We start from the raw sequence: 21,466 nt of genomic DNA, 5'->3' as shown, positions 1-21,466 counted from the left end.
ACGCCTGCGAAACGCCGCAGAGCTTCTCAAGCTGTTGCTTTTGGCTGGGGAGAAACTAGAACCGCTGCAGTTCCTCGTGGCTTAGGTTGCAGTTGATCCACTCGCCGTCTAGGTTGGCGCCAATGCTGCGGTAGAAAGTGATGGCGGGCTCGTTCCAATCCAGCACCTGCCACTTCATGCGCTTGTAGTTCTCTTCTTTAGCCGTCTGCACCACGGCATTGAACAACAACCGGCCCAGGCCTTTTCTCCGGTGCCGCTCGGTCACCACAATGTCTTCCAGAAACAGCATCTTGCCTTTCCAGGTAGAGTAGGCGGTGTAGTACAGCGCGATGCCCACAATGCCTTCCTCGGGAGACTCCGCCACATAGAACTCAAAGATAGGCTTGCCCCCGAAGCCATCGCGGCGCATGTCTTCTATGGTGTTGGTGACTTCATCGGGGGCTTTCTCGTACACGGCCAGTTCTACAATCAGGGCATGCACGCCGGGCAGATCGGCCTCGGTTCCTCTACGGACAGATACAGGTAAACTCATAATGCTTTTCTAAAGGGCCTATCGGCCGATGGTCCCGCAAATTACGCCTCCGCAGGCGCAAACAAAAAGCCACGGCTACCGCTTTCCGTTCTTTCTCCGCCCAACAGCGTCGGCCATTCACCTTTCAATTCCCTACCACTCACCCCAGAATACGTCCCATCCGCTTAATCAGGACGGTTTTTGGTTCTCAAACCCCTTACTATTGTCCCAGACAAACGCCCCAGCGACTGTCCTTCCCAGAAAGCAGAAATCTTTCCCTGAAAACAAAACACATCCATAACCCTATGAAAAATAAAGCCTTAAAACATCTTACACTTAAGGGGCTACAAGCACCCAATCCATCTACAGGCATCATGAAACAGGTAAGCACAACTTTCAAAGCGGCGGTGTGGCTGGCGTTCTTTTTCTGCGCCACTTTAAGCAACGTACAGGCCCAAAAGGCGCCTACTGAAATCATCTGGGATAACTACGGCGTACCGCACGTGTACGGCCAGAACACCAGTGAGATGTACTACGCCTTCGGGTGGGCGCAGATGCACAACCACGCCAACCTATTGCTGGAACTCTACGGACAGGCGCGGGGCCGAGCCGCAGAATACTGGGGCGAGAAATACCTTAACGGCGACAAGCAGGTGCATCTCTTTAGCCTGCCCGAAACGGCCAAAAAGCAGTATGCCCAGCAACCACCCGAGGGCAAGCAGCACTTAGATGCCTTCGTGCGCGGAGTGAACGCCTATGCCCAGGCCCATCCAGAGGCGATTGACCCGGCCAGAAAGCAAGTGCTGCCCATTACGCCTGCTGATGTGCTGGCCCACAGTTCCCGCGTGGTCTGCCTGGAGTTCCTGGGCAGCGATGACATACGGGCAGCCGTGCGCGAGATCACGCCCGGTTCCAACGCCTACGCCATTGCGCCTTCCCGGTCGGCGTCTAAGAAAGCGATGCTGGTGACCAATCCGCACCTGCCCTGGGACGATTTCTTCGTGTTTTTTGAGGCGCATTTATCGGCACCGGGGTTCAACGCTTATGGCGTGTCGCTGATAGGGCAGCCTATCCTGAACATCGCTTTTAATGACTACTTGGGTTGGACGCACACCGTGAACACCATTGATGCCTCGGACCGCTACGAACTCACACTGCAGAACGGCGGCTACCTGCTGGATGGCAAAGTACAAGCCTTCGAGAAAAGAACCGTGCCGCTGAAGATTCGGCAAGCCGATGGCTCTGTGAAAACGGAGAACCTGGTCATCGCCGCCTCTAAGCACGGCCCCGTGGTGGGAGAGAAGAACGGCAAAGCCTACGCCGTACGCATTGCTGGGCTGGAGAACGCTTTGTTGGGCACGCAGTACCACAAGATGGCGCAGGCCAAGAACTGGCAGCAGTTTGAATCAGCGGTCAAAATGCTGCAGAACCCGCTGTTCAACATCATCTACGCCGATAAAACCGGCAACATCCTGTACCTGTTCAACGGCAACGTGCCCAAACGCCCTGAGGGTGACTGGGCGTTCTGGAACGGCACCGTAGACGGACGCTCCTCCAAGTACATCTGGAACTCCTACCATCGCTACGAAGACCTGCCCAAAGTCTTCAATCCCAGCACCGGCTTTGTGCAGAACGCCAATGACGCCCCCTGGACCAGCACCTACCCCGTAGCCCTCAAACCCGCTGATTTCCCGCCCTACATGGCGCCGCAGGAAACACCTTTGCGCCCGCAACGCGCCGTGAACATGATCAAAGACGATGCCTCTATCTCTTTTGACGAACTGGTGGCCTACAAGATGAACACCGGCATGGAATCGGCGGACCGTTTTCTGGATGATTTGCTCAAAGCAGTGCAAAAACACCCTGACCCCATAGCCCAAAGAGCCGCCGCCGTGCTGCAGAAATGGGACAAGAAGACCGAGACCAACAGCAAAGGCGCCATCCTGTTCGCCCGCTGGTTTGACAAGATGCGCGAGGACATGTTCACTACGCCCTGGAACCCTGATCAGCCGTTCACCACGCCAGACGGTCTCAAAGACCCGCAGAAAGCAGTAGCGCTCCTGGTAACCACCGCAGACGAAGTAGAGAAAAAGTACGGCTCCCTGGACGTAGCCTGGGGTGATGTGTACCGCTTCAGGGTAGGTGATTACAACGTGCCCGGCAACGGTGCGCACAGTCACTACGGCGTCTTCCGGACCATGTACTACTACAGCGGTGAGGACAACAAAGAATACGCCTTCCACGGAGATTCGTACGTGGCCATCACGGAGTTCGGGGACAAGGTGAAAGCCCAGGTTTTGCTCAGTTACGGCAACGCCACCCAACCCGGCAGCAAGCACCGTGGCGACCAACTCCAGCTCCTGTCTGAGAAGAAGCTTCGGCCGGCTTTGCTGGAGAAGCAGGAGATTTTAAAACACATGGAGAAAAGAGAGGTGCTTTCCAATAATCCATCTGTCAAGCGGTGACTCAGCGGCCAACAGAAGCGAGCTGAATCCATCACAGCCCCACCCAGAAGTTCTTCCTGATCCTATTTCTGGCTTGTTTTCCTGAAAACAGGCCAGAAACGGAGAGCCCTGTGCCTTTATCCATCGCTCTAAAATCCGCACTAAACCTCTTTCAATTTTATCCCATGCACCTGCAAAGAACCAAATCCCTGTTTACCTTCTTCTTTTTCCTGTTACTGGTAGTACTCACGTTCTTCTGGGGCCAGCGCTTTCCCCAGAACACCCCTAATCTCCGGCTGGTAGGGCTGGACGGCATTGGCTGGCTCATGTTGGCGTTGCCGTTTCTCTGGCTACAGCCTCAGGCTGGGTTGCCCAACATCTGGGAGCCCACCGTAAACCGCAAGCAAAGAATCTGGCTGCCCGTGGCCATTGGCCTGGTGTTTGGCGCTTTGGACATCCTGGTGGTGAAGATGATTTTGCACCCAGATCCGTACACCGAGCTTCCGCCTTTTCTGCAGCCGTTTCCTTACTCCATAGGACTTTACTTCTCTGGCGCGCTGTATGTAGAGGTCTTTTACCGGTTGGTACCCATCACGCTGGTCTTGCTGCTGGAGCAGATCATCTGGCGAGGAAAGTATGCCCACGTAGCCTTCTGGGGCATCGCCACGCTGAGTGCCTTGCGCGAGCCGCTGGAGCAGTTCCCCGACGGGGCCTGGTGGTTTATCGTGTACTCTTTTGGCTCGGGTTTCGCCTTTAACTTTCTGCAGGCACTCTATCTTAAAAAGGCGGGTTTTCTGGCCACGCTGCTGATCAGGTTATCGCATTACCTGCTGTGGCATATTCTGCTGGGCGTGTACGTGGAGTATGTGGAGTTGGCACCGTGAGCCTTAGCGCTGTATTGGGGCTGTTTTCGCGAAAATGGTCCCAATACAGGATTTAACGGTTGGGTTATACCGCCACTTCGCGCATCCAGCCGTTGAACTCCGGGGTTCTTCTTCGGCTGACAAAGACTTCTTCCTTGAACGGCGGACCTAAAGAAATAAGCAGTCTGCCGGCTCCGTCTGAGGTGAACTTCTGGATGGCGCTCATCTGCGCCAGCACCTGCCGGTTCAGCCTGAAAAACGATTCAGCGGGCAAGGTGTTCTCAAAGTGCTCCAGCGTCTCGTCTACCAGGTAATCTTTCCCCGAGAAGGTTCGCAGGAAGGTGAGTTCCTTGGCTTTGTAGAGATAGGCCACTTCTGAAAGGGGAACCGGCACCAGCGCTTTGCCCTGCTGCGCCATGATGTTGCGGGCCGGGGCCTCTGGTCTGGCCTCAGGAACCGGCGCTGTTTGCCGCAGGTTCTGCAGTTTGGCTTCGTATTCTTGCTGCACCCGCAGCAGCGTGTACACCAGATGCAGGCTCAGGAAGATGAGGAAAGAAACGGGCACATCGGTCACAAACACCACCGTGATATTGAAAACCGTTGCCCGATGCCCATTCATGATAAACTCATTGTAGACAAAGGAGACCAGCGTGACATACAGCACCGTTACTCCAAGGCCCAGCAAGATCTGCTGAAGCCCCCGCTCCAGGGGTGCCTCAAGCCAGGAGTACCGCTTGTCCAGCTTTTTGATGACCCAGTGGTTGTATTCCCAAAGCAACCACATGGAGACGATGCACACGCTCAGGTCAGCGTAATAGTCGGGGTTCCGCAGCAATTCAATCAAGGAGGCCGGCTCCCCTACGTGCCTGAACAACAGGCCCAGGACAGGGGCTACGGCTAGTCTGGTTTTCAGGTCAGGGTAACGGGCCATAATTGCTGGGCAACAGGGATTTGATTGGCCATTAAAAATAGCAATCTGTGAGCGAGTACACCATCTCCTGGCTCCATTTTTATACAGATATCGCGTTCTGTTTTCGGGCCGGTTTGGCCAAAGAAGCACAAAAGCCGATGCTTTCTGAAAACATCGGCTTTTGGCTATATCACGGGTGAGTCTGTTACTGCGCCGCGTACGGGTTCACGCCCATGTTGTAGTACACAAAGGACCAAACATCAGCGGCTTCCGCAATCTGGGCGGTGGTGGATTTTCCGGCGCCGTGCCCGGCTTTCACGTCTACCCTGATGAGGTACGGGTTGTTACCGGCACCTTTCTCCTGCAGCGTGGCAATGTACTTGAACGAGTGCGCCGGCACCACGCGGTCGTCATGATCGGCGGTGGTGACCAGGGTGGCCGGATAATTCACACCTTCCTTGAGGTTGTGGATGGGCGAGAACTTCATGAGGTTCTGGAACTGCGCAGCGTCATCCGATGACCCATACTCGGGCACCCACGCCCACCCGATGGTGAACTTATGGAACCGCAGCATGTCCATCACACCTACCGCCGGAAGCGCCACTTTGAAGAGATCAGGCCGTTGGTTTACCACGGCGCCAATCAGCAATCCGCCGTTAGACCCACCGGCAATGGCCAGTTTCTGGGGAGAAGTGTATTTCTGGTCTCTCAGGTACTCAGCGGCCGCAATGAAGTCGTCAAAGACATTCTGTTTGTTGGGCGTCATGCCCGCTTTGTGCCAGGCCTCGCCGTACTCGCCGCCACCTCTGATGTTGGCCACCGCAAACACGCCGCCGTTTTCCAGCCACACCATACGCGCGATGCTGAAGCCCGGGGTCATGGAGGCGTTGAATCCGCCGTAGGCATACAGATACGTGGGGTTGTTGCCGTTCAGCACCAAGCCTTTTTTGTGGGTGATGAACATGGGCACCTTGGTGCCGTCTTTGCTGGTATAGAACACCTGCTTGGTCTCGTAGCCTTCCATGTTCACATCTACCTCAGACTTCCGGAACAAGGTGGACTTGTTGGAGGCCACGTCATACTGGTAGATGGTGGTAGGATAGGTGTAAGAGGTGAAAGAGTAGAAAACGGTTTTGTCTTCCTTCTTTCCGGTGAAGCCATCGGCGGTGCCCAGCGTAGGCAAGGTCACGTCATGCAGCCACTTGCCGCTGGTATCGTGCACCCGCACCAAGGTAGCCGCATCTTTCATGTAGTTCAGAACCAACCGGCCGCCTATTAGCGAGGCGTAGTTCAGCACATTATCGGTTTGCGGCACTAGCGTTTTCCAGTTGGTTTGCTGCGGTTTCTTCAGGTCTATCTGGATGAGCCTGTACTTAGGCGCATCCTGGTTTGTGAGCACAATAAGCTTGTCGCCTATGTTCTCCACCACGCCATACTCTTTTTCAAAGCTTTCCACCAACGGCACAATAGGGCTGTTGTTCTTGGTGAGGTCTTTCACATACAAAGAATTGTTGCTGGTGCCTTCTGAGGCGGTGAGCACGAGGTACTTCTCGTCTTCAGTGGTGCTGGCGAACAGGAGGCGGAGCGGGTGAGCTTTGGCTTCCCAGATGAGTTGGTCCTGGCTCTGGGGCGTGCCTACTTTGTGGTAGTAGACTTTGTGGTACTCGTTCTTGTTGGCCATTTTGGAACCCTGCGTGGGCTCTGCGTAGCGGCTGTAGAAGAACCCGTCTTTGTACCAGCTGGTGCCCGAGAACTTGATCCAGTGCAGCTCATCAGCCAGCTTTTTGCCCGTGGTCACATCCAGCACGTAGGCATCGCGCCAGTCAGAACCGCCGGTGGAGGTGGTGTAGACGGCGTATCTAGCGTCTTTGCTGAAATCAAGGCTGCCCAAAGAGGTGGTACCGTCTTCAGAGAGTTTGTTGGGGTCCAGGAAAAGCTCAGGCGTGCCGTTCAGGCCTTTCTGGCGGTAGAGCACGCTTTGGTTCTGGAGCCCGTCATTTTTGTAGAAGTAGTAATAGTCACCCTCGCGGAAAGGAGCCCCGTATTTGGGATAGTTCCAGAGCTGGGTCAGGCGCTTCTGAATCTGCTCCCGGAACGGAATCTTGGCCAGGTAATCAAAGGTGACGGCGTTCTGCTCTTTTACCCATTGGGCCACGTTCTGGGCAGTATCGGCTTCAAGCCAGCGGTACGGGTCTGGCACCTGGGTGCCGTGGTACGTGTCTAGGTGGTTTATCTTTTCGGTTTTCGGGTACATATGGTTAACGGATTTGGCTGCCGCGGTGGTCGCAGGCGCGGTGGCGCTTGCGGCAGCGGAGGGTGAAGCGGGAGGCGTGCTGGTTTTGCAGCCGGTCATTGCCGCCAAAGCAGCAACCCAGATAAACGTAAAGGATTTGTTCATGTTTATGTGTGTTAGTTTCACCAATTGAAAAGCAAAAGGGCATCGGCTCCGGGACAGTATTCCATGGAAAGCATCCAGACCCCTCCAGATTTACGAAACAGAAGCCTTTCCTGGGTTATTCCGCAGGCCAGAATCCAGAAAACCCTGGCACGGTTCAATCCATTCAAAATGCGGCATCTGGCGGGCGGGCAGCTATACTATATTAGAGAAAACATTCTTATATTCCCAATAAAGAATATCGGCACGACGCTGCCCGGCACAGACCTAAAACCAGGCTGACCCGGGGAGCAGAAGCGGGTTTGTCAGGTATCTGGTCACAAACCTCGTATCTTCAGGAATTGTAAGCATACAGACCCACACACCCTCTCACCACTATGCGATGTAAGCACATTTTACTGTTGGCCGGACTTTTCTGGGGAGCTGCCTCGGCCCAGGCCCAAACCAAACCCGTTGCCAAAGAACCAGCCAAACAAGCGCCGAAAGCCACCGCCAAACAAGGCACGCCAGAACCCGCCAAGCCCGCCGCCCAGGAACAGGTGAAACCCGTGACCAAGGAGCCGGCCGAGGGCGAGATGAAGCTCTATTTCATGGCTTTGCTGAAGAAAGGTCCCAACCGCAACCAAGACTCTTTGACATCCATGAGAATACAGGACGCGCACATGGCCCACATCAACAAGCTGGCCGCCGAGGGCAAGCTCACTCTGGCCGGCCCGTTCATGGACGATGGCGACCTGCGCGGCATCTTTATTTTCAACGTCGCGACCATGGAGGAAGCCAAAGCGCTCACTGAAGCCGACCCAGCCGTGAAAGCCGGCCGTCTGATTATGGAACTGCACCCCTGGTTTGCCCAGAAAGGCGCCAAACTTAAGTAAAGCCCGCTTTTGAGCTGTTTCAGAAAAAATAGCCTTAAAACGGAAAATAAATTTTTACCGCCATACAATATGCACATACCTACTTCCGTTTTAGAGGGGAAATAGTTGTTGTGTAACGTACCAGAAGGATTCGACTGACTTAGCCGGATCCTTTTGTGTTTTCAAGCCCTCCCTTCTTCTCCTTTTCCGGCAGCAGAAATCCACCTAAAACTTCCTCTTTCTAACAGCATCTTCCCTCAACTCAGGCCTAAGAAGCGTTTATTTGGAACCATCCTTTTCATAGCTCGGCTGCTTATGGATTGTTTCTAGCCCGATTTTCTGGAAAGTGGTCAAAATCAACGGCTATGTTTCCCCTGATCCACAATAATTTACCCCAGTTGCCCGTTTTCAACCCGAAGTAGTTTCTGTTTAGCTTTTGAGGCATTTATCTGTACTGGGTAAGTGCCTCTTTTTTTTACCGCCAGAAGCGACCGCACCCAACCGAAGGGGCTATTTTATCCGTAGTGATATTGCATTGATGTCTCCAGACCAGTATCTTTCACAACCGGCGTTACCCTGCACTATCTTCCAACCAGCAGTCCCTATTCAAAGTCATTATATGAAGCATCGCTTTACCCGTCTTTTCTCATGCTTACCTAAGAACCTTCTTGCTGCCCTTCTCCTGGCTTTTGGCTTGTTGGGCAACACAGCCGTGCGGGCCCAGGACGCGTGTTTGCTTATTCCGCTGTCTTTGGAAGAGCGCACGCAGGCCGCCCAAGTGGTGGTGGAAGGAAAAGTAATCAGCCAGCGTTCTTTCTGGGATGAAGGGCACAAGAACATCTACACCGCCAACCAGGTAGAGATCTACAAAGTGTTCAAAGGCACGCCCACGGCTACCACCGTGGAGATCATCACTGAGGGCGGCCGCGTAGGCCTGGACATGCAGACGTACTCTGCCACGCTGCAACTGAAAACAAATCAACAGGGCGTTTTCTTCCTGCAAGCGGGCAAAGCGCAATCCCGGTACACGGTGTTCGGGAGTTTGCAGGGCTTCATCAGGTACCAGTTAACGCAGGGCACGGCCAAAGACCCGTTTGCGCAATACAGCTCTATTCCGCTGGAACTGTACGGTTCGCTTTCGCGCCTTTCTGGCACTCCTATACGCTCTGTAAAAGCCAATCCAGAACTGGAACTGGCCCTTAAACCCAAAGCCAGCACGCAGAACCAGCGGCGGGCCATTCCGCTTATCTCCAGTTTCAGTCCTTTGACCCTACGGGCGGGCACCGGCGATGTGCTCACCATCAACGGCACCAACTTTGGGGCAACCAGAGGCAACGGCTACGTGGAGTTCCGCAACGCCGATGACGGAGGCAAGACCTTTATCCAGCCGCTAGCCTCTGATTACGTGAGCTGGACCAACACCCAGATAAGAGTAAAAGTACCCTCGTACGGCCTTGACGGCGGCACCGCTGGCACCGGCGATTTCAGGGTGGTGAACAACGACCCCAACACCGCTACCTCGGCCGCGCCCCTCACCATTATCTTCGCGTACTCCAACGTAAGCTACGAAGACGACGAACGGAACATCCCTGAGCAGAGCTACCAGCCCCGGCTCATAGACCAAAACAACCTGGGCGGCTACACCTTCCGGTTCTCGGCCAACTTTGAGACCAATATCCCGGCGCTGTATGCCTTTAAACGCGCCATGAATGAGTGGTCCTGTAACACGTTCGTGAACTGGATCACCGCTTCCAATGACCCTGTGGCCAGCACCGCCGATGACGGCATCAACTCGGTACGGTTCGCCGCCTCCGGCGAGTTGCCCGCCAACGTGCTGGGCAGAACCATCAGCCGGTACAAGGGCTGTATCTCGGGCGGCACTACGGTGAACTTCTGGGTAGACGAGATCGACATGGAATACTCCCCGCGCGGCGACTGGCAGTACGGCCCAGACGGCTCCACCACCACCCAGTTCGATTTTCCGTCGGTGCTGGTGCATGAGTTAGGGCATGGGCATCAGCTAAGCCACCTTATCCTGCCTAGAGCCATCATGCACTACGCGGTGGCCCGGGGCCCGTCTTCCAGAACCCTCAACCAGATAAGCGACATAGACGGTGGTAAGTATGTCATGGACCGCAGCACCACGGCCTTCCCCTGCAATGTAGACCCCATGGTTCCCAAGCCGGCCAACGCCTGCGCCATTCCGGTGGAGCTGATTGAACTGGAGGGAGAACTCACCACCGAGGGCACGGTGTTGCTGCAGTGGACCACGGAACAGGAAAACGGCATCACCGCCTTCGCCATAGAAAGAAGCCCCGATGGGGAGAATTACACCACCATTGGCACCGTGAACGCCACCGGCAGCCCCACTACCCCGCAGTCTTATGAGTTTGTAGACCCCAACCCATTCTCCCAGCTCAACTACTACCGGTTGCGGCTGGTGAGGACCAACAACACCACTGAGTATTCTGATGTGGTGCAGGTGGCAGGACCGGGCTTTGTGCGGCAACTAGCCCCTAACCCCGGCGGAAACCAGACTTCTTTGTTCTTTAATGCCGCCCAGGAAGAAAGGGTACGCCTGTCTATCTACGACGTATCTGGCCGCCTCTACCGGAGCTTTGAGATATTGGTGACCCCAGAAGCCAACCGGTATGACCTCACGCTGTTCCCCGGAAACGATGATGACGAGATACCTACCGTGCGCGGGCTGCTGCTCATCAGGTGGTCCACCTCCCGCGAGAGCGGCACTCTAAGGTATCTGAAACTGGAATAAGTGTTCTAGCCAGGCTGATTCTAAAACAGAGCGGGTACGGAAGCATTTGGTCTTCCGTACCCGCTCTGTTTTAAGGCTCTTTTGGGTAAAACAGCCTTGAAACAGAATCACTCGTAATCAGAGCTTTCCCTTGCATTGCACGCTGGGGAGGCGTAGTTTCGGGGCTTAGAGTTTTGCCATGCCACAGATGAATTGGGAGCGCCTGATCTCCAAGAAACGCTTTGACCTTCAGACCAAAGAACACGCCACCGATGAGTCGGTGCGCGGGGAGTTCCAGCGCGATTATGACCGATTGGTGTTCTCCACGCCTTTCCGCCGGCTGCAGAACAAGACGCAGGTCATGCCCATGCCGGAGAGCGATTTCGTGCACAACCGGCTTACCCATAGTTTGGAAACCTCCTGTGTGGGCCGGTCTCTGGGGCGTATGGTAGGCAAGGTGTTGCTGGAGCGGCACCCGGCCATTCTGCAGACGCACCCTGGCATGCTGGAATCTGATTTCGGGGACATGGTGGCCGCCGCCTGCCTCACGCATGACATCGGAAACCCACCCCTCGGCCATTCCGGCGAAGACGCCATCTCCGCTTTCTTCCGGAGCTCTGAGGCGGCTGACTATCTGAAAGACTTAACCTCGGCCCAAATCTCAGACCTGCAGAACTTTGAAGGCAACGCCGCCGGTTTCCGGATCATCACGCACACGTACCCGGGCCAAAGCACCGGCTCCTGTGGCATGCGCCTTACTTACAGCACCCTGGCTACCTTCACCAAATATCCGCGCCCCTCCGATGCGGTGGTGAAAGGCACCAAAAAGGCCAGCGAGAAAAAGTACGGGTTCTTCCAAGCCGAGCAGGCGCATTTCAGGAAAATTGCCGAGGAATTGGGCTTGCTGCCGGCCGGCGAACACGCATTCCATCGGCACCCGTTGGCGTTTCTGGTAGAAGCCGCCGATGACATCTGTTACCGCATCATTGACTTTGAGGATGGCTGCCGTTTGGGGCTGATTCCGTTTGAACAGGCCGCAGCGCTGCTGCATCCGCTGTTGAACGAACGCCCGGGCAAAACCCACAGCACCACTTTCCATGATTGGCGTGAGCAACTGGGCGTCTGGCGGGCCGTCATCATCAACAACCTGATCTATGAATGCGCCGGCATTTTCCTGGATAACGAAGAAGCCATCCTGAACGGGACTTTTGACCAGTCGCTCATCAACCTGGTGCAGCAGAAAGCCGCCCTGGACGAGATCAAGAAAATCTCCATTGACCGCATCTATCGCCACCGTCCGGTGCTGGAGATTGAGGCCGCTGGTTTTGAGGTACTGGGCGGCTTGCTGGAAGCTTTCCTGAAAGCCGTTTTCGAGCCGTTTTCCGGAAAACACCGCAAATACCTGGACCTGGTACCCGATCAGTTCCTGGGTCCGCAGCGCCAACTCTCTGAGGACAACTACGAGAAAATCCTCAACATCACCGATTTCATCTCAGGCCTCACCGACAGCAGCGCCATTAGTCTGTTCCGGAAGATCAAAGGGATTGACTTGCCTAGGATGTATTAGGTGATTGTTAATTGTTGATTGCTGATTGTTCTTTGCAGGACACTCACCCCCTACGTTGTCATCTTGGAAAGATCTTGTGGGCGAACTAGGGAGGCATTGAATAATTGCCTTTGCTGGAATGCTAGTCCATTAACTCTAAATCTTCCGCAACGCTTTGTCTTTAAGTTCACTTCGATTCTCCAGAATCTATTTCCACCATCTTTGACATATTTCATTCTTCTTAACCATTGGGGAGAAGAATGAAAGTCTTCTTTGGTATGTCTGAAACAATTAACTCCTATTACCCGCTCTCCTTCTTCGTTATAAAATCCAGAATACTGTCTTCGGTACTCCATCAGCGGTTCAATTTCTCTTTTATTTATATAGGCTGAATCAAAAGCATAATCCACCGTATTGATGTCGAAACAATTCCGCATGATATTCTCTGCTAGGATCGCCTCTTCTACTGTTGGGGTAAAGGCGCTATCATCAACTATATCTTTGTTTCCTTTGTCAATGATCACTCCGGTGAAATCTTCTGCCTGAATTAATACATTGGGAGTGCCAAGAACGCCTGAAGCTATAAACCCTTTTTCTTTTATCTCTTTTGCCGCTAAAGCATGATAGTCCTCTTTGGGGTCACTCAAAGAACAAGACACACAACCAATTAAAAGAAGAGCGGAGAATAACCTGAATAACATAGCTGGTTTCGTTTAAGGCTCAACCCAAATTCTTAATAATAGGCTGGCGCATAGAAAGGATGCGTTTTGAGGCTGATTTCCACAAATTAACACAAAAAGGCCACCGCTTTACGCAGTGGCCTTTTTGTTTATAGACTTACCTTATTGGTTATTTCACACTCGTCAGTAACTCGGGGCGGAGCAGGTCAATCATCGTGCTGATTTCCTGCACGGCTTTGTCACTGTTGCCGGAGAAACCCACGCTCTTGAACCGGATGTTGCCGTTGGCGTCCAAAATGAATTTGGTAGGGATGCCCTGTACTTTATAGGCGTCTATCATCTTGTTTTCCTCATCCAGCAGCACCTGGAACGAGTAATTCTTTTTGCTGATGAAATCTGCCGCGGTTTTCTTTTTGTCTTTCCCGCTCTCCCAGGAGTTCACAAACACAAACGCCACTTTGCCGTTGTCCTTGAACTTGTTCACCGCCTGCTGCATGCCCGGGAAAGAGGACACGCAGGGTCCGCACCAGGTTGCCCAGAAATCCACTACCACCGTCTTTCCTTTGAGCGAAGCCAGAGACACCACAGTGCCGTTGAGGTCGCGGAGTTCAAAGGCGGGAGCAGCTTCCAGGATCATTTTCCGTTTCAGGTCGGTGCGCAGCTTTTCTAGGGCGGGGGCTTCCACTTTGGCCAGATAGGCCTCAAACCCAGTTTCGCCGTTCTGCTGCTGGGTGTAGATGTCTTTGAGGTAGCCTTTTACCTTGGCGGTGCCGTTGCCGCTGGCTGCCATCTCTTCCATGATTTTGCGGGCTTTGGCTTTGTCTCCTCCAGAAGCCAAAACCTCTGCGTACCGCTCGGTGATGTCGGGGCTGTTGCCGCGGGTGTAACTGTAGCCCTCCGCCAAGTATTTCTCGGCAGCGGCTTTGTTCCCTTCTTTGAGGAGGATGGCGCCGTAGGTATCGGCCACCTGGCCTACGGTATATTCGCGGCTCTTCTTCCAGTCGGTGGCGGCATAGAGGTCTGGCTTGGGCTCGGTGGGTTGCTGGACTTCTTTCTGAGCCAGCTCATAGCCTTTCTGGGCCAGGGCTTTGGCTTTGGTCAGGTCTTCGCCTTTCTCATACAGCCGCCAGGCCGCCGAGTTGTACAAGGAGGAAGTAGCCAGCACCGGGTACTTCGTTAGCAACCCCTCAAACTCGGGCCAGTTGCCGGCCTCAGCGTATTCCAGCGCGATGCCGCTCAACAGACTCGCCACGCGCTCGTGCCCCGGATACTCTTTCGCGAAGGCCAGCGCCAGTTCTTTCTTTTTGGCGGGATCTTCCGTGTTGTAAAACTCCATCAGACGCTGGGTCTGCACAAATTCGCCAGTAGGCTCCAGAGCGCGGGCCTGCTCCCCGAAAGCCTCTCCTTTGTCTTTCTGCTCCAGGCGGTTGTAGTAGTTGGCCAGGAAACCCAATTCTTTGGCCGTTAAGTTAGGCTCTTTAGACAGGTCTTCCAGTTCCTGCAGCACTTTCTGCTTGCTTTCTTCCCCTTTGTAAGCATAACTCAGGGCGTAGGTTCTTGTCTGGGTCATCTCCCGCTTTTGGGCCGGGTACAAGGCAGCTTCCTGCCGGAGGAGATCCAGGGCTTTGAGACCGTCGTTTTCGATTCCTACCATACCGCCCCATTCCGCGTAGGCAGCGGCCAGGCCGTACAACGCGCCCTGCACCGGCTGCTTTTTGTTATCATATAAAAAGAAGGAATAGCCTTTGCCGTTGTTGCGGTCATAGGTCTCTTCTTCCCTGAACAGCAGCACCGCGCCGTCTACCCCAGCCTCGGGCCTAAACCTGCCCTCCCAGCCGGCTTTGACTTTCTTGAGCTCTATCTCGTGGGCCTTGGGTTTGTTCTGGTCATAGGCGTATACCAGCGCCGTGACACTGGCCGCTTTCTCCAGAACCGTGCCTGCCGGATTGTAGGTGAACCGTACTTCCTGACCTGCCTTGGGTTGCGCCTGTTTCAGGGTGAGGGAGCCAGTGGGGGTTTGGGCCTGCGCCAGCGGAAGCCAGCACAAACACAGCAGTAGCAGTAGTAGATTCTTCATGATTGTACCATTAAAGCAAGTGAACGCATCTCCCCAACGGGAACGACTATGGTAAATATGAAGAAATAACTGTATTTAACCTAGACTTACCTAAGGTTTAACAAAGGTTTAACTTTCTGATTTTTAGCTTGAAAATGGGCTTTCCCCATCCGCTTGCCGAAGGAAAGAACCGTGTCTTTGAGGAAATCGGCGGGAGCCGAGGCCTTTTAGAAGATGATGGTTTTGTTGTTGCTCACGAACACCTTCTCGGCGAACACCAGCTTGAGGGCCTGCGCCAGCACAATCTTCTCCACATCGCGTCCCGACTGCGCCATGTCGCGGGCATCCTGGGTATGGTTCACCTGGATCACGTTTTGGGCAATAATAGGCCCCTCGTCCAAGTCACTGTTCACGAAGTGTGCCGTGGCGCCAATGATCTTCACGCCACGCTCGTAGGCCTGCCGGTACGGATTGGCGCCAATGAAAGCAGGCAAGAACGAATGGTGGATGTTGATGATACGGTTAGGGAACTGCGCCACAAAACCGGAACTCAGCACCCGCATGTATTTGGCCAGCACCACGTATTCAGGCGCGTAAGCGGCAATGACCTGGCTCATTTCCTGGTCATGCTCCTCGCGGGTCTTGTTTTCATGCGAGACATGGTGAAACGGAATCCCGAACCTGGACACGAGCGAGTCCAGCTCGGCATAGTTGCCTATCACCGCCCTGATGTTCGCGTTCAGATCACCGTACTCATGGCGCAGCAGCAGATCACCCAGGCAGTGGTGCTCTTTGGTGACCAGAATCACGATGTCTTTCTTGCGCTCAGGTACCAGCCGGATGTGGGCTTCGGGTGGCAGCTCGGCTCTGAGTTCGGCCACCAGCACCTCGGGTTGCACCTGTCCGGCTAGTTCAGCGCGCATAAAGAAATGGTTTTGTTGCCGATCTACAAACTCATCGTTGCTGGTGATGTTGAGGTTGTTGCGGAAGACAATCTGCGTGATGGTGAAGATGAGGCCTTTGCGGTCTGGGCAGTCAATGAGCAGAAAATTAACCATGGGCTGAGAATTGGCAGGCAGGTTGTTCTAAGGCTATTTTTTAGAAAGCAGCCTCAAAAGGGAAAAAGAGATAGGAAAAGGATTTGTGCTCCTGAGATCACAGGCGCAGTTTCATCTGAGGCAGGTTCTTGAACTGTTTGAACGTCTCCAGGAGCCCCAGTTGCTTCATCACCACGCCGGCATTGGGCAGGCCCACCACCTGCCAGTAACCGTCGCGATCCCGCATCTTCACCTCCACAATTACGGGGTTGGGCTGGGAAGGCACGCGCAGGTCAAGGCCCACCACGGCCACGGTATCCGTGCGGTTCACGTAGGAAATACCTTCCAGCCGGCCATTAGAGAGCGGGTTCTCCTTCAGTAGTTTCTGGATGGGCAATACCGCCTGCAACTGCTGCCACTCTTCCTCGCTCACGGTCTCGGGCCGGCCGTCAAGGCCTTTCCGGTGGGCCACGTACTCCTCAATTCCGCCCCGCAGGGTCTGCAGCACTTCTTCCTTCTTGGAGGCCATGGCCATACCCAGCGCCATGGCGGCCAGGGCCTGCTCTTTCTGGGGCAGCTCGGCCATGCCGGCCTGTACGGCTTGGTCCAGGAAGCTGGCGGTGGTGCGGTCCACGTCTACGTACTTCTCCAGCGCCGTCAGGTCGCGGTTATCTACCGCTTTCTTTATCTGGTACAGCGAAAACTCGGGGCCTTGGGCGTAGCGTTTGTATAGCCAGTAACCTACGGCGCTCACCAACACCAGAATGGAGAGCCAAACCATGATTTTCTTCATAGCATTATGTTCAATCTGAGTAGAAACCTTTCTACGTAAAACCTATGCGTTCGCCGGCTCAGTGTGACTTGCAGAGCGAATTTTTCTTTCCTTGGTTTCAGGTCTCATGAAGATAGCGGTTCGGGGCAAAGCGCCAAAAGAAAACCGCTCCTCCGTTTCAAGCCAGTTTTATGGAAACCAGGCTGGAAACGGAGGAGCGGCGGTGCTTCTATGAACGGTTCTAGTTACGGATTTCTACAGCATCCCCGCCCCGATGGCGATCAAGGCTCCGGCGATGGTGGCCAGCAGTTTGCCGCGGTTGAAGCGGTGCTCGGGGCTGGTCTCAAACAGGATGGTGGTGGAGATGTGCAGGAAATTACCCACTACCAGGCCAGACAACACAGTATAGGCTTCGCCGGAAAGCAGTTTCTCCAGGGCCACATAATTACTGAACAGCAAGCCTAGCGGCGAGGCCACGGCAAACAAGAGCAGGTATAGGAACGCCTTCTTGAAACTGTGCAGCTGCGCCACCAAAACTGACATCAAGGCAATCGCCGCCGGAATGTGGTGCAGTGCAATGCCGGCCAGAATGTGGTAGAAGTTATCGGTTACGTGGGCATGGCTGTGCAGGTGCTCATGCGCCTGTTGGGCGGCCATGCGGCTCTGCACCATCACGCTGCCCTCCAGAAAAGAGTGGATGATGAGCGACGTGAGCAACAGCACCGGCACCGTGCCGTGGTTGTGGTGGTGATGCCCGTTCCCCTGCGGATGCGCATGAATGTGGCCGTGCTCCACGCCGTGCGAGAACACCTCCAAAACCAGTTGCAGAAAGAAGCCGGCCAGAATGTAGAACCCCACGCGGTGCGGGTCCTGGGTACTGAGCAGGACATCGGGGAGAATGTGCAGGATGGTGAGCGCAAACAGGTACGCCCCACTGAACGCCAGCAACAGCTTAAGCCAGCGCTGGTTGTCCTGGGGCAGGAAACGCACGAGCCAGCCGGCGCCCAAAACGGTAAAAAATAGAACGGAGACCGCTACTATCATGGGTTATTTCTTCAGGATGAAAATCATACGTTCGCTCTTCTCCGGATCATACGGCCCCAGGTGGTAATCCCCGAACACGCCTGCCAACCGGAGCTGGGCCATCTGGAAGTACTCCAAAAACTCTTGGTACTGGAGCGCCCGTACCCTTTCTATAAATTCATGCGACTGGCCCTGGTCTTCAAACCTAATGGTCTTGATGATAAAGCCCGCCTCTACTTTGCGGGTAATATGAAAGGCAATGCCGCCCACTTCCTTCGTCTCCCTGGCCACCAACCGATTGATCACCCGCGGCGTGTTCATGAAATCAATGATGAACTTGCCCCTGGGTTTGAGCGAGGCCGTGCTGGCCCTGAGCGCGATCACGTTCTCGTAATCGGCGGAGAAGTACCCAAAGCTGGTGAACAGGTTGAAGATGAAGTCAAACGCCTCGGGCTTGAACACCTCGCGCATGTCATGCACATAGAAATGGAGCCGCTCGTTCTCAAACTGCCGGGCATAGGCAATGCTGCGCTCAGACAGGTCCAGGCCGGTCACCGTGTAGCCTTGCTGGTTGAGGTAGACGGCGTGCCTTCCCTTTCCGCAGGCCAGGTCCATGAGCTCACAAGTGGGTTTGGGCCGAAGGTGCCGCAGGAGGTTGTCCAGGAAGTACTGGGCCTCCCGGACATCGCGGTTCTTGTACAGGAGATGGTAATACGGAGAATCAAACCAGGTATGAAACCAATCTTCCGGGTGCTGTATCATGCGGGTGCGGGGAGTTTAAGCGGGCAGCACGTGGCGTTGGGCCAGGGCCTTACAAGGTAGCGGTGCTGTCTGCGGAGGCCTGGAAGGCAGGGTTCTTCTCCAGGTCCATCTTGCACACCGGGCATTTGCCGGGTTCCATGCTGGCGCTGCCTTCGCACTTCATAGGGCAGATGTAGGCCAACTGCTGGCCTTGGGCAGCGGTGCTGTCGGCGGTAGTGCCTTGCTGCGCTGTTGTAGCGGCAGAATCCTCCGTTTTGGGGGAGCTATTGCAGGAAGAAACAGAAGCTAGGGTACCCAGCAAAAGGGCCCAGGCAAGGAAAGTCTTTCTCATAGAAATCAGAAGGTACGCCGAAGCCCGTTCTTGGTCTGTTTTGGGGAAAACATGCCAAAAACGGGCTTCTAGCTAGAGTTGATTATTCGTGCAGGTCTTTTGCTTCGTTGTTTTCTACCGCGTTCTGCTGGTTGCTTTTCTGGGTAGGAAGCGTGCCTTTCTGGGCACCTGGCTTGGTTTGGTTCTCGTGCTCGTCGTGGTTGATCAGGATATCTTCCCGGGTTTCCTCATCGTTGCGGGCGTTGTCAATGTTGGCGGTGTTGTTGCGCATTCCGGGAGGAACGCTGTCAGCAGAAACTTTAAGCTCAGGGCGCAGGTCAGAAGGTTGGCTGCTGCAGGAAGCCAGCAAAAGCGCACCGGCCACGGCGAATACGGAAAGGGTATTTTTTATCATTTTTAGGAAATTTAAGTCGTAAACGATTTCTCTGGTTTTAGACGCTTACGCAGGAATAAAGTTTTTGCGGCGCAACAGACTTTCCATGAGCTTGATGTCATTGGGACTGTTGAAAATCTTGAACGGCAGGTGCAGGAACACCGGCACGTTGAAATTCTTGGCCACCCAGCCTTTCCAGCCGGTAGGCAGTTGGTCGGCGGCAGGGCCTTTGAGGTACATCTGGTAGGCATCCTTGGTCTGCACCACGCGGTCAATCATCTCCCACTGCAGGGCCATGCCTTCCTTGTCGTTGCGCTTCATGAGGATCTGGCGCTGGTCAATCTCAAACATGACGCGCTCAAACAGCACGTTGCTCTGCTCCATCTGGGTCACGCCCATCACCTGCGCAGAACGCACCAGAATGTAGAGTACCGTCATGATTACGGCACCGGCTACCCACCACCAAGAGAAGGCGAAGATCGCCGGCAGCGAGAACAGCACCAGCGGAATAAGCGCCCGCCACCATTCTTTTTTCCAGACCTGCACCAGCGCCATCTTGGCGTAATCGTTTTTGTCTAACTGGTTCTTCTTCGTGCGGATGGCCAGGGGGTTGAAAGGCTGCTGCTGTTGTACCCGCTGTCCGCCGCGTTGATTTGGTTGTTGCATAATTCTCTGGTATCACGTAGCAAGTATCATGTAACATGACTTTTCACTTGCCAACCTGCTGCTTCCTACGCTTCTACCTTTATTGGTTTAATTGATTTTTATTGGGTCTTTTTACTTAAATGCCTTCAAACTAAGGTCCAGGCTGCGGTTAGAGTGTGTCAAGGCGCCCACCGAGATGTAGTTCACGCCCGTCTCGGCCACCGCCCTGATGGTCTCTTCCGTGATTCCGCCCGAGGCCTCGGTCTCAAAGCGGCCGCCAATGAGTTCCACCGCTTCGCGCAGCAAAGGTACTTCAAAGTTGTCCAGCATGATGCGGTCAATACCGCCGGTCTCCAGTGCCTGCCGCACCTCGTCCAGGTTTCGGGTCTCCACTTCAATCTTCAACGGCTTGCCCAGCTTCTCCAGGTAGCGGTGGGTGGCTTCAATGGCTTGTTTGATGCCCCCAGCATAGTCTACGTGGTTGTCCTTGAGCATGATCATGTCAAAGAGGCCAAATCGGTGGTTGAGGCCGCCGCCTATCAGAACCGCCCATTTTTCCATCATCCTGAAGTTAGGCGTGGTCTTGCGGGTATCCAGCAATTTGGCCCCGGTACCCTCAATCAGCTTGGCCAGGCTCTGCGTGTAGGTGGCAATGCCGCTCATGCGCTGCATGCAGTTCAGGACCAGGCGCTCGGCTGTCAAGATGGACCGGGCGTTGCCGTGCACGGTGAAGGCTACGTCTCCGTGGTTGATTTGGGCCCCGTCTTGCAAAAACACCTCCAAACGGAGGGTAGGGTCTACCTCATGGAAGATCTTCCAGGCCAGTTCCACCCCGGCCAGCACACCGCGGTCTTTCACCAGGAGCTTGGCCTGGTTCTGGGCACTCTCGGGAATGGAGGCCAATGACGAGTGGTCACCGTCGGCTACGTCTTCCTGCAGGGCCTGCCGGATAAATGCCCTAATGCCTTCTTGGGTAAGGTAGGATGCTTTCACGGTGCAAAAATAAAAAAAGGCACCGAACTATCGGTGCCTTTTCTATGGATTGTCCTGTTAGGGGCAATTATATTCTGTTATTTAAACTCAATGGTGTCAATCTTATAGGCATCGCCGTATTTCTTCACCTTCACCACCACGTTGTAGCGGCCGCCTTTGTGGTTGTATTTGCCAATGGCATACCGCTGGCCGTCTTCAGAACCACCTTGGTGGTCAAAGCTGAAACCAACCGGGGCGTTCTTGCTGAAGAAATTGCGCACCACCATCTCGGCCTGGCTCTGGCTGTAGCTGCCGTTGTCGCCGTCAATGTTCACGTCTACCTTGGAATTGAAGTAGCGGGCCAAATCCCGGGAAGAACCAGACTTAATTGCAGACTGGATACCTCCCATCACATCAGATTGAGCTGCTACCCGTTCGGCGCCTACCAGCATTCCCAACAGCACCAAGGTCATCGCCATCAATCTCTTTAAATTTTTCATGTCTCGTTTTAAGCAGGTTTTCCTTATCCAATGCCAAAAC

At 54.4% G+C, this 21,466-nt stretch carries 19 protein-coding genes; 5 read left to right on the top strand and 14 right to left on the bottom strand.

Annotated elements, in window-relative coordinates; genetic code table 11:
* Positions 1-55 precede the first annotated feature (55 nt).
* Entirely contained in the window at positions 56-532 is a 477-nt protein-coding gene (locus FOA19_RS07600) for a GNAT family N-acetyltransferase (protein WP_149090138.1), read from the bottom strand.
* Between the two features lie 353 nt (positions 533-885).
* On the opposite strand from FOA19_RS07600, the gene FOA19_RS07595 reads away from it, so the two are divergent.
* Complete coding sequence (locus FOA19_RS07595; protein WP_149090137.1) at positions 886-2,976, top strand: acylase; 2,091 nt, start codon at positions 886-888, stop codon at positions 2,974-2,976.
* Between the two features lie 164 nt (positions 2,977-3,140).
* The gene (locus FOA19_RS07590; RefSeq protein ID WP_149090136.1) at positions 3,141-3,839 is read left to right on the top strand and encodes a hypothetical protein; all 699 of its coding nucleotides are present in this window, start codon (positions 3,141-3,143) and stop codon (positions 3,837-3,839) included.
* A 64-nt stretch (positions 3,840-3,903) separates the two neighbouring features.
* On the opposite strand, the gene FOA19_RS07585 is transcribed toward FOA19_RS07590, so the two are convergent.
* Together FOA19_RS07585 and FOA19_RS07580 are read right to left on the bottom strand one after the other, a co-directional pair.
* On the bottom strand, positions 3,904-4,749 hold the full coding sequence (locus tag FOA19_RS07585; RefSeq protein WP_149090135.1) for a LytR/AlgR family response regulator transcription factor: 846 nt from the start codon (positions 4,747-4,749) through the stop codon (positions 3,904-3,906).
* Positions 4,750-4,933: 184 nt separating this feature from the next.
* The gene (locus FOA19_RS07580; protein ID WP_149090134.1) at positions 4,934-7,126 is read right to left on the bottom strand and encodes a prolyl oligopeptidase family serine peptidase; all 2,193 of its coding nucleotides are present in this window, start codon (positions 7,124-7,126) and stop codon (positions 4,934-4,936) included.
* Between the two features lie 374 nt (positions 7,127-7,500).
* On the opposite strand from FOA19_RS07580, the gene FOA19_RS07575 reads away from it, so the two are divergent.
* The 3 genes from FOA19_RS07575 to FOA19_RS07565 all read left to right on the top strand — a co-directional run bounded on the left by FOA19_RS07575 (position 7,501) and on the right by FOA19_RS07565 (position 12,296).
* Entirely contained in the window at positions 7,501-7,998 is a 498-nt protein-coding gene (locus FOA19_RS07575; RefSeq protein WP_149090133.1) for a YciI family protein, read from the top strand.
* A 598-nt stretch (positions 7,999-8,596) separates the two neighbouring features.
* Positions 8,597-10,750, top strand: a complete 2,154-nt coding sequence (locus FOA19_RS07570) for an IPT/TIG domain-containing protein (protein ID WP_190300316.1) — start codon at positions 8,597-8,599, stop codon at positions 10,748-10,750.
* Positions 10,751-10,928: 178 nt separating this feature from the next.
* Positions 10,929-12,296, top strand: a complete 1,368-nt coding sequence (locus tag FOA19_RS07565) for a deoxyguanosinetriphosphate triphosphohydrolase (protein WP_149090131.1) — start codon at positions 10,929-10,931, stop codon at positions 12,294-12,296.
* 50 nt (positions 12,297-12,346) lie between these two features.
* On the opposite strand, the gene FOA19_RS07560 is transcribed toward FOA19_RS07565, so the two are convergent.
* From FOA19_RS07560 to FOA19_RS07510, 11 genes are all read right to left on the bottom strand, one after another.
* On the bottom strand, positions 12,347-12,976 hold the full coding sequence (locus FOA19_RS07560; protein ID WP_149090130.1) for a hypothetical protein: 630 nt from the start codon (positions 12,974-12,976) through the stop codon (positions 12,347-12,349).
* Positions 12,977-13,124: 148 nt separating this feature from the next.
* Positions 13,125-15,032 carry a redoxin domain-containing protein gene (locus tag FOA19_RS07555; protein ID WP_149090129.1) on the bottom strand — a complete coding sequence of 636 codons (1,908 nt, stop codon included), beginning with the start codon at positions 15,030-15,032 and terminating at the stop codon, positions 13,125-13,127.
* Positions 15,033-15,238: 206 nt separating this feature from the next.
* The gene (gene purU / locus FOA19_RS07550; protein ID WP_190300315.1) at positions 15,239-16,069 is read right to left on the bottom strand and encodes a formyltetrahydrofolate deformylase; all 831 of its coding nucleotides are present in this window, start codon (positions 16,067-16,069) and stop codon (positions 15,239-15,241) included.
* A 97-nt stretch (positions 16,070-16,166) separates the two neighbouring features.
* Positions 16,167-16,841, bottom strand: coding sequence for a DUF2939 domain-containing protein (locus tag FOA19_RS07545; protein ID WP_149090128.1), 675 nt, complete (start codon positions 16,839-16,841; stop codon positions 16,167-16,169).
* A 234-nt stretch (positions 16,842-17,075) separates the two neighbouring features.
* Positions 17,076-17,864, bottom strand: coding sequence for a ZIP family metal transporter (locus FOA19_RS07540; RefSeq protein WP_149090127.1), 789 nt, complete (start codon positions 17,862-17,864; stop codon positions 17,076-17,078).
* A 3-nt stretch (positions 17,865-17,867) separates the two neighbouring features.
* Positions 17,868-18,605, bottom strand: a complete 738-nt coding sequence (locus FOA19_RS07535; RefSeq protein ID WP_317132021.1) for an SAM-dependent methyltransferase — start codon at positions 18,603-18,605, stop codon at positions 17,868-17,870.
* Positions 18,606-18,654: 49 nt separating this feature from the next.
* On the bottom strand, positions 18,655-18,936 hold the full coding sequence (locus FOA19_RS07530) for a heavy metal-binding domain-containing protein (protein WP_149090126.1): 282 nt from the start codon (positions 18,934-18,936) through the stop codon (positions 18,655-18,657).
* 82 nt (positions 18,937-19,018) lie between these two features.
* The gene (locus FOA19_RS07525) at positions 19,019-19,330 is read right to left on the bottom strand and encodes a hypothetical protein (RefSeq protein ID WP_149090125.1); all 312 of its coding nucleotides are present in this window, start codon (positions 19,328-19,330) and stop codon (positions 19,019-19,021) included.
* A 45-nt stretch (positions 19,331-19,375) separates the two neighbouring features.
* Positions 19,376-19,975: a hypothetical protein gene (locus FOA19_RS07520; protein ID WP_149090124.1), complete on the bottom strand. Its 600-nt coding sequence runs from the start codon at positions 19,973-19,975 to the stop codon at positions 19,376-19,378.
* A 111-nt stretch (positions 19,976-20,086) separates the two neighbouring features.
* Positions 20,087-20,947, bottom strand: coding sequence for a carboxylating nicotinate-nucleotide diphosphorylase (nadC, locus tag FOA19_RS07515; RefSeq protein WP_149090123.1), 861 nt, complete (start codon positions 20,945-20,947; stop codon positions 20,087-20,089).
* Positions 20,948-21,024: 77 nt separating this feature from the next.
* Entirely contained in the window at positions 21,025-21,426 is a 402-nt protein-coding gene (locus tag FOA19_RS07510) for a DUF4783 domain-containing protein (RefSeq protein ID WP_149090122.1), read from the bottom strand.
* Between the last annotated feature and the right edge of the window lie 40 nt (positions 21,427-21,466).

This window comes from Rufibacter hautae, assembly GCF_008271695.1.
GTDB lineage: Bacteria > Bacteroidota > Bacteroidia > Cytophagales > Hymenobacteraceae > Nibribacter > Nibribacter hautae.
This window is presented reverse-complemented; position numbering and strand designations above follow the sequence as displayed.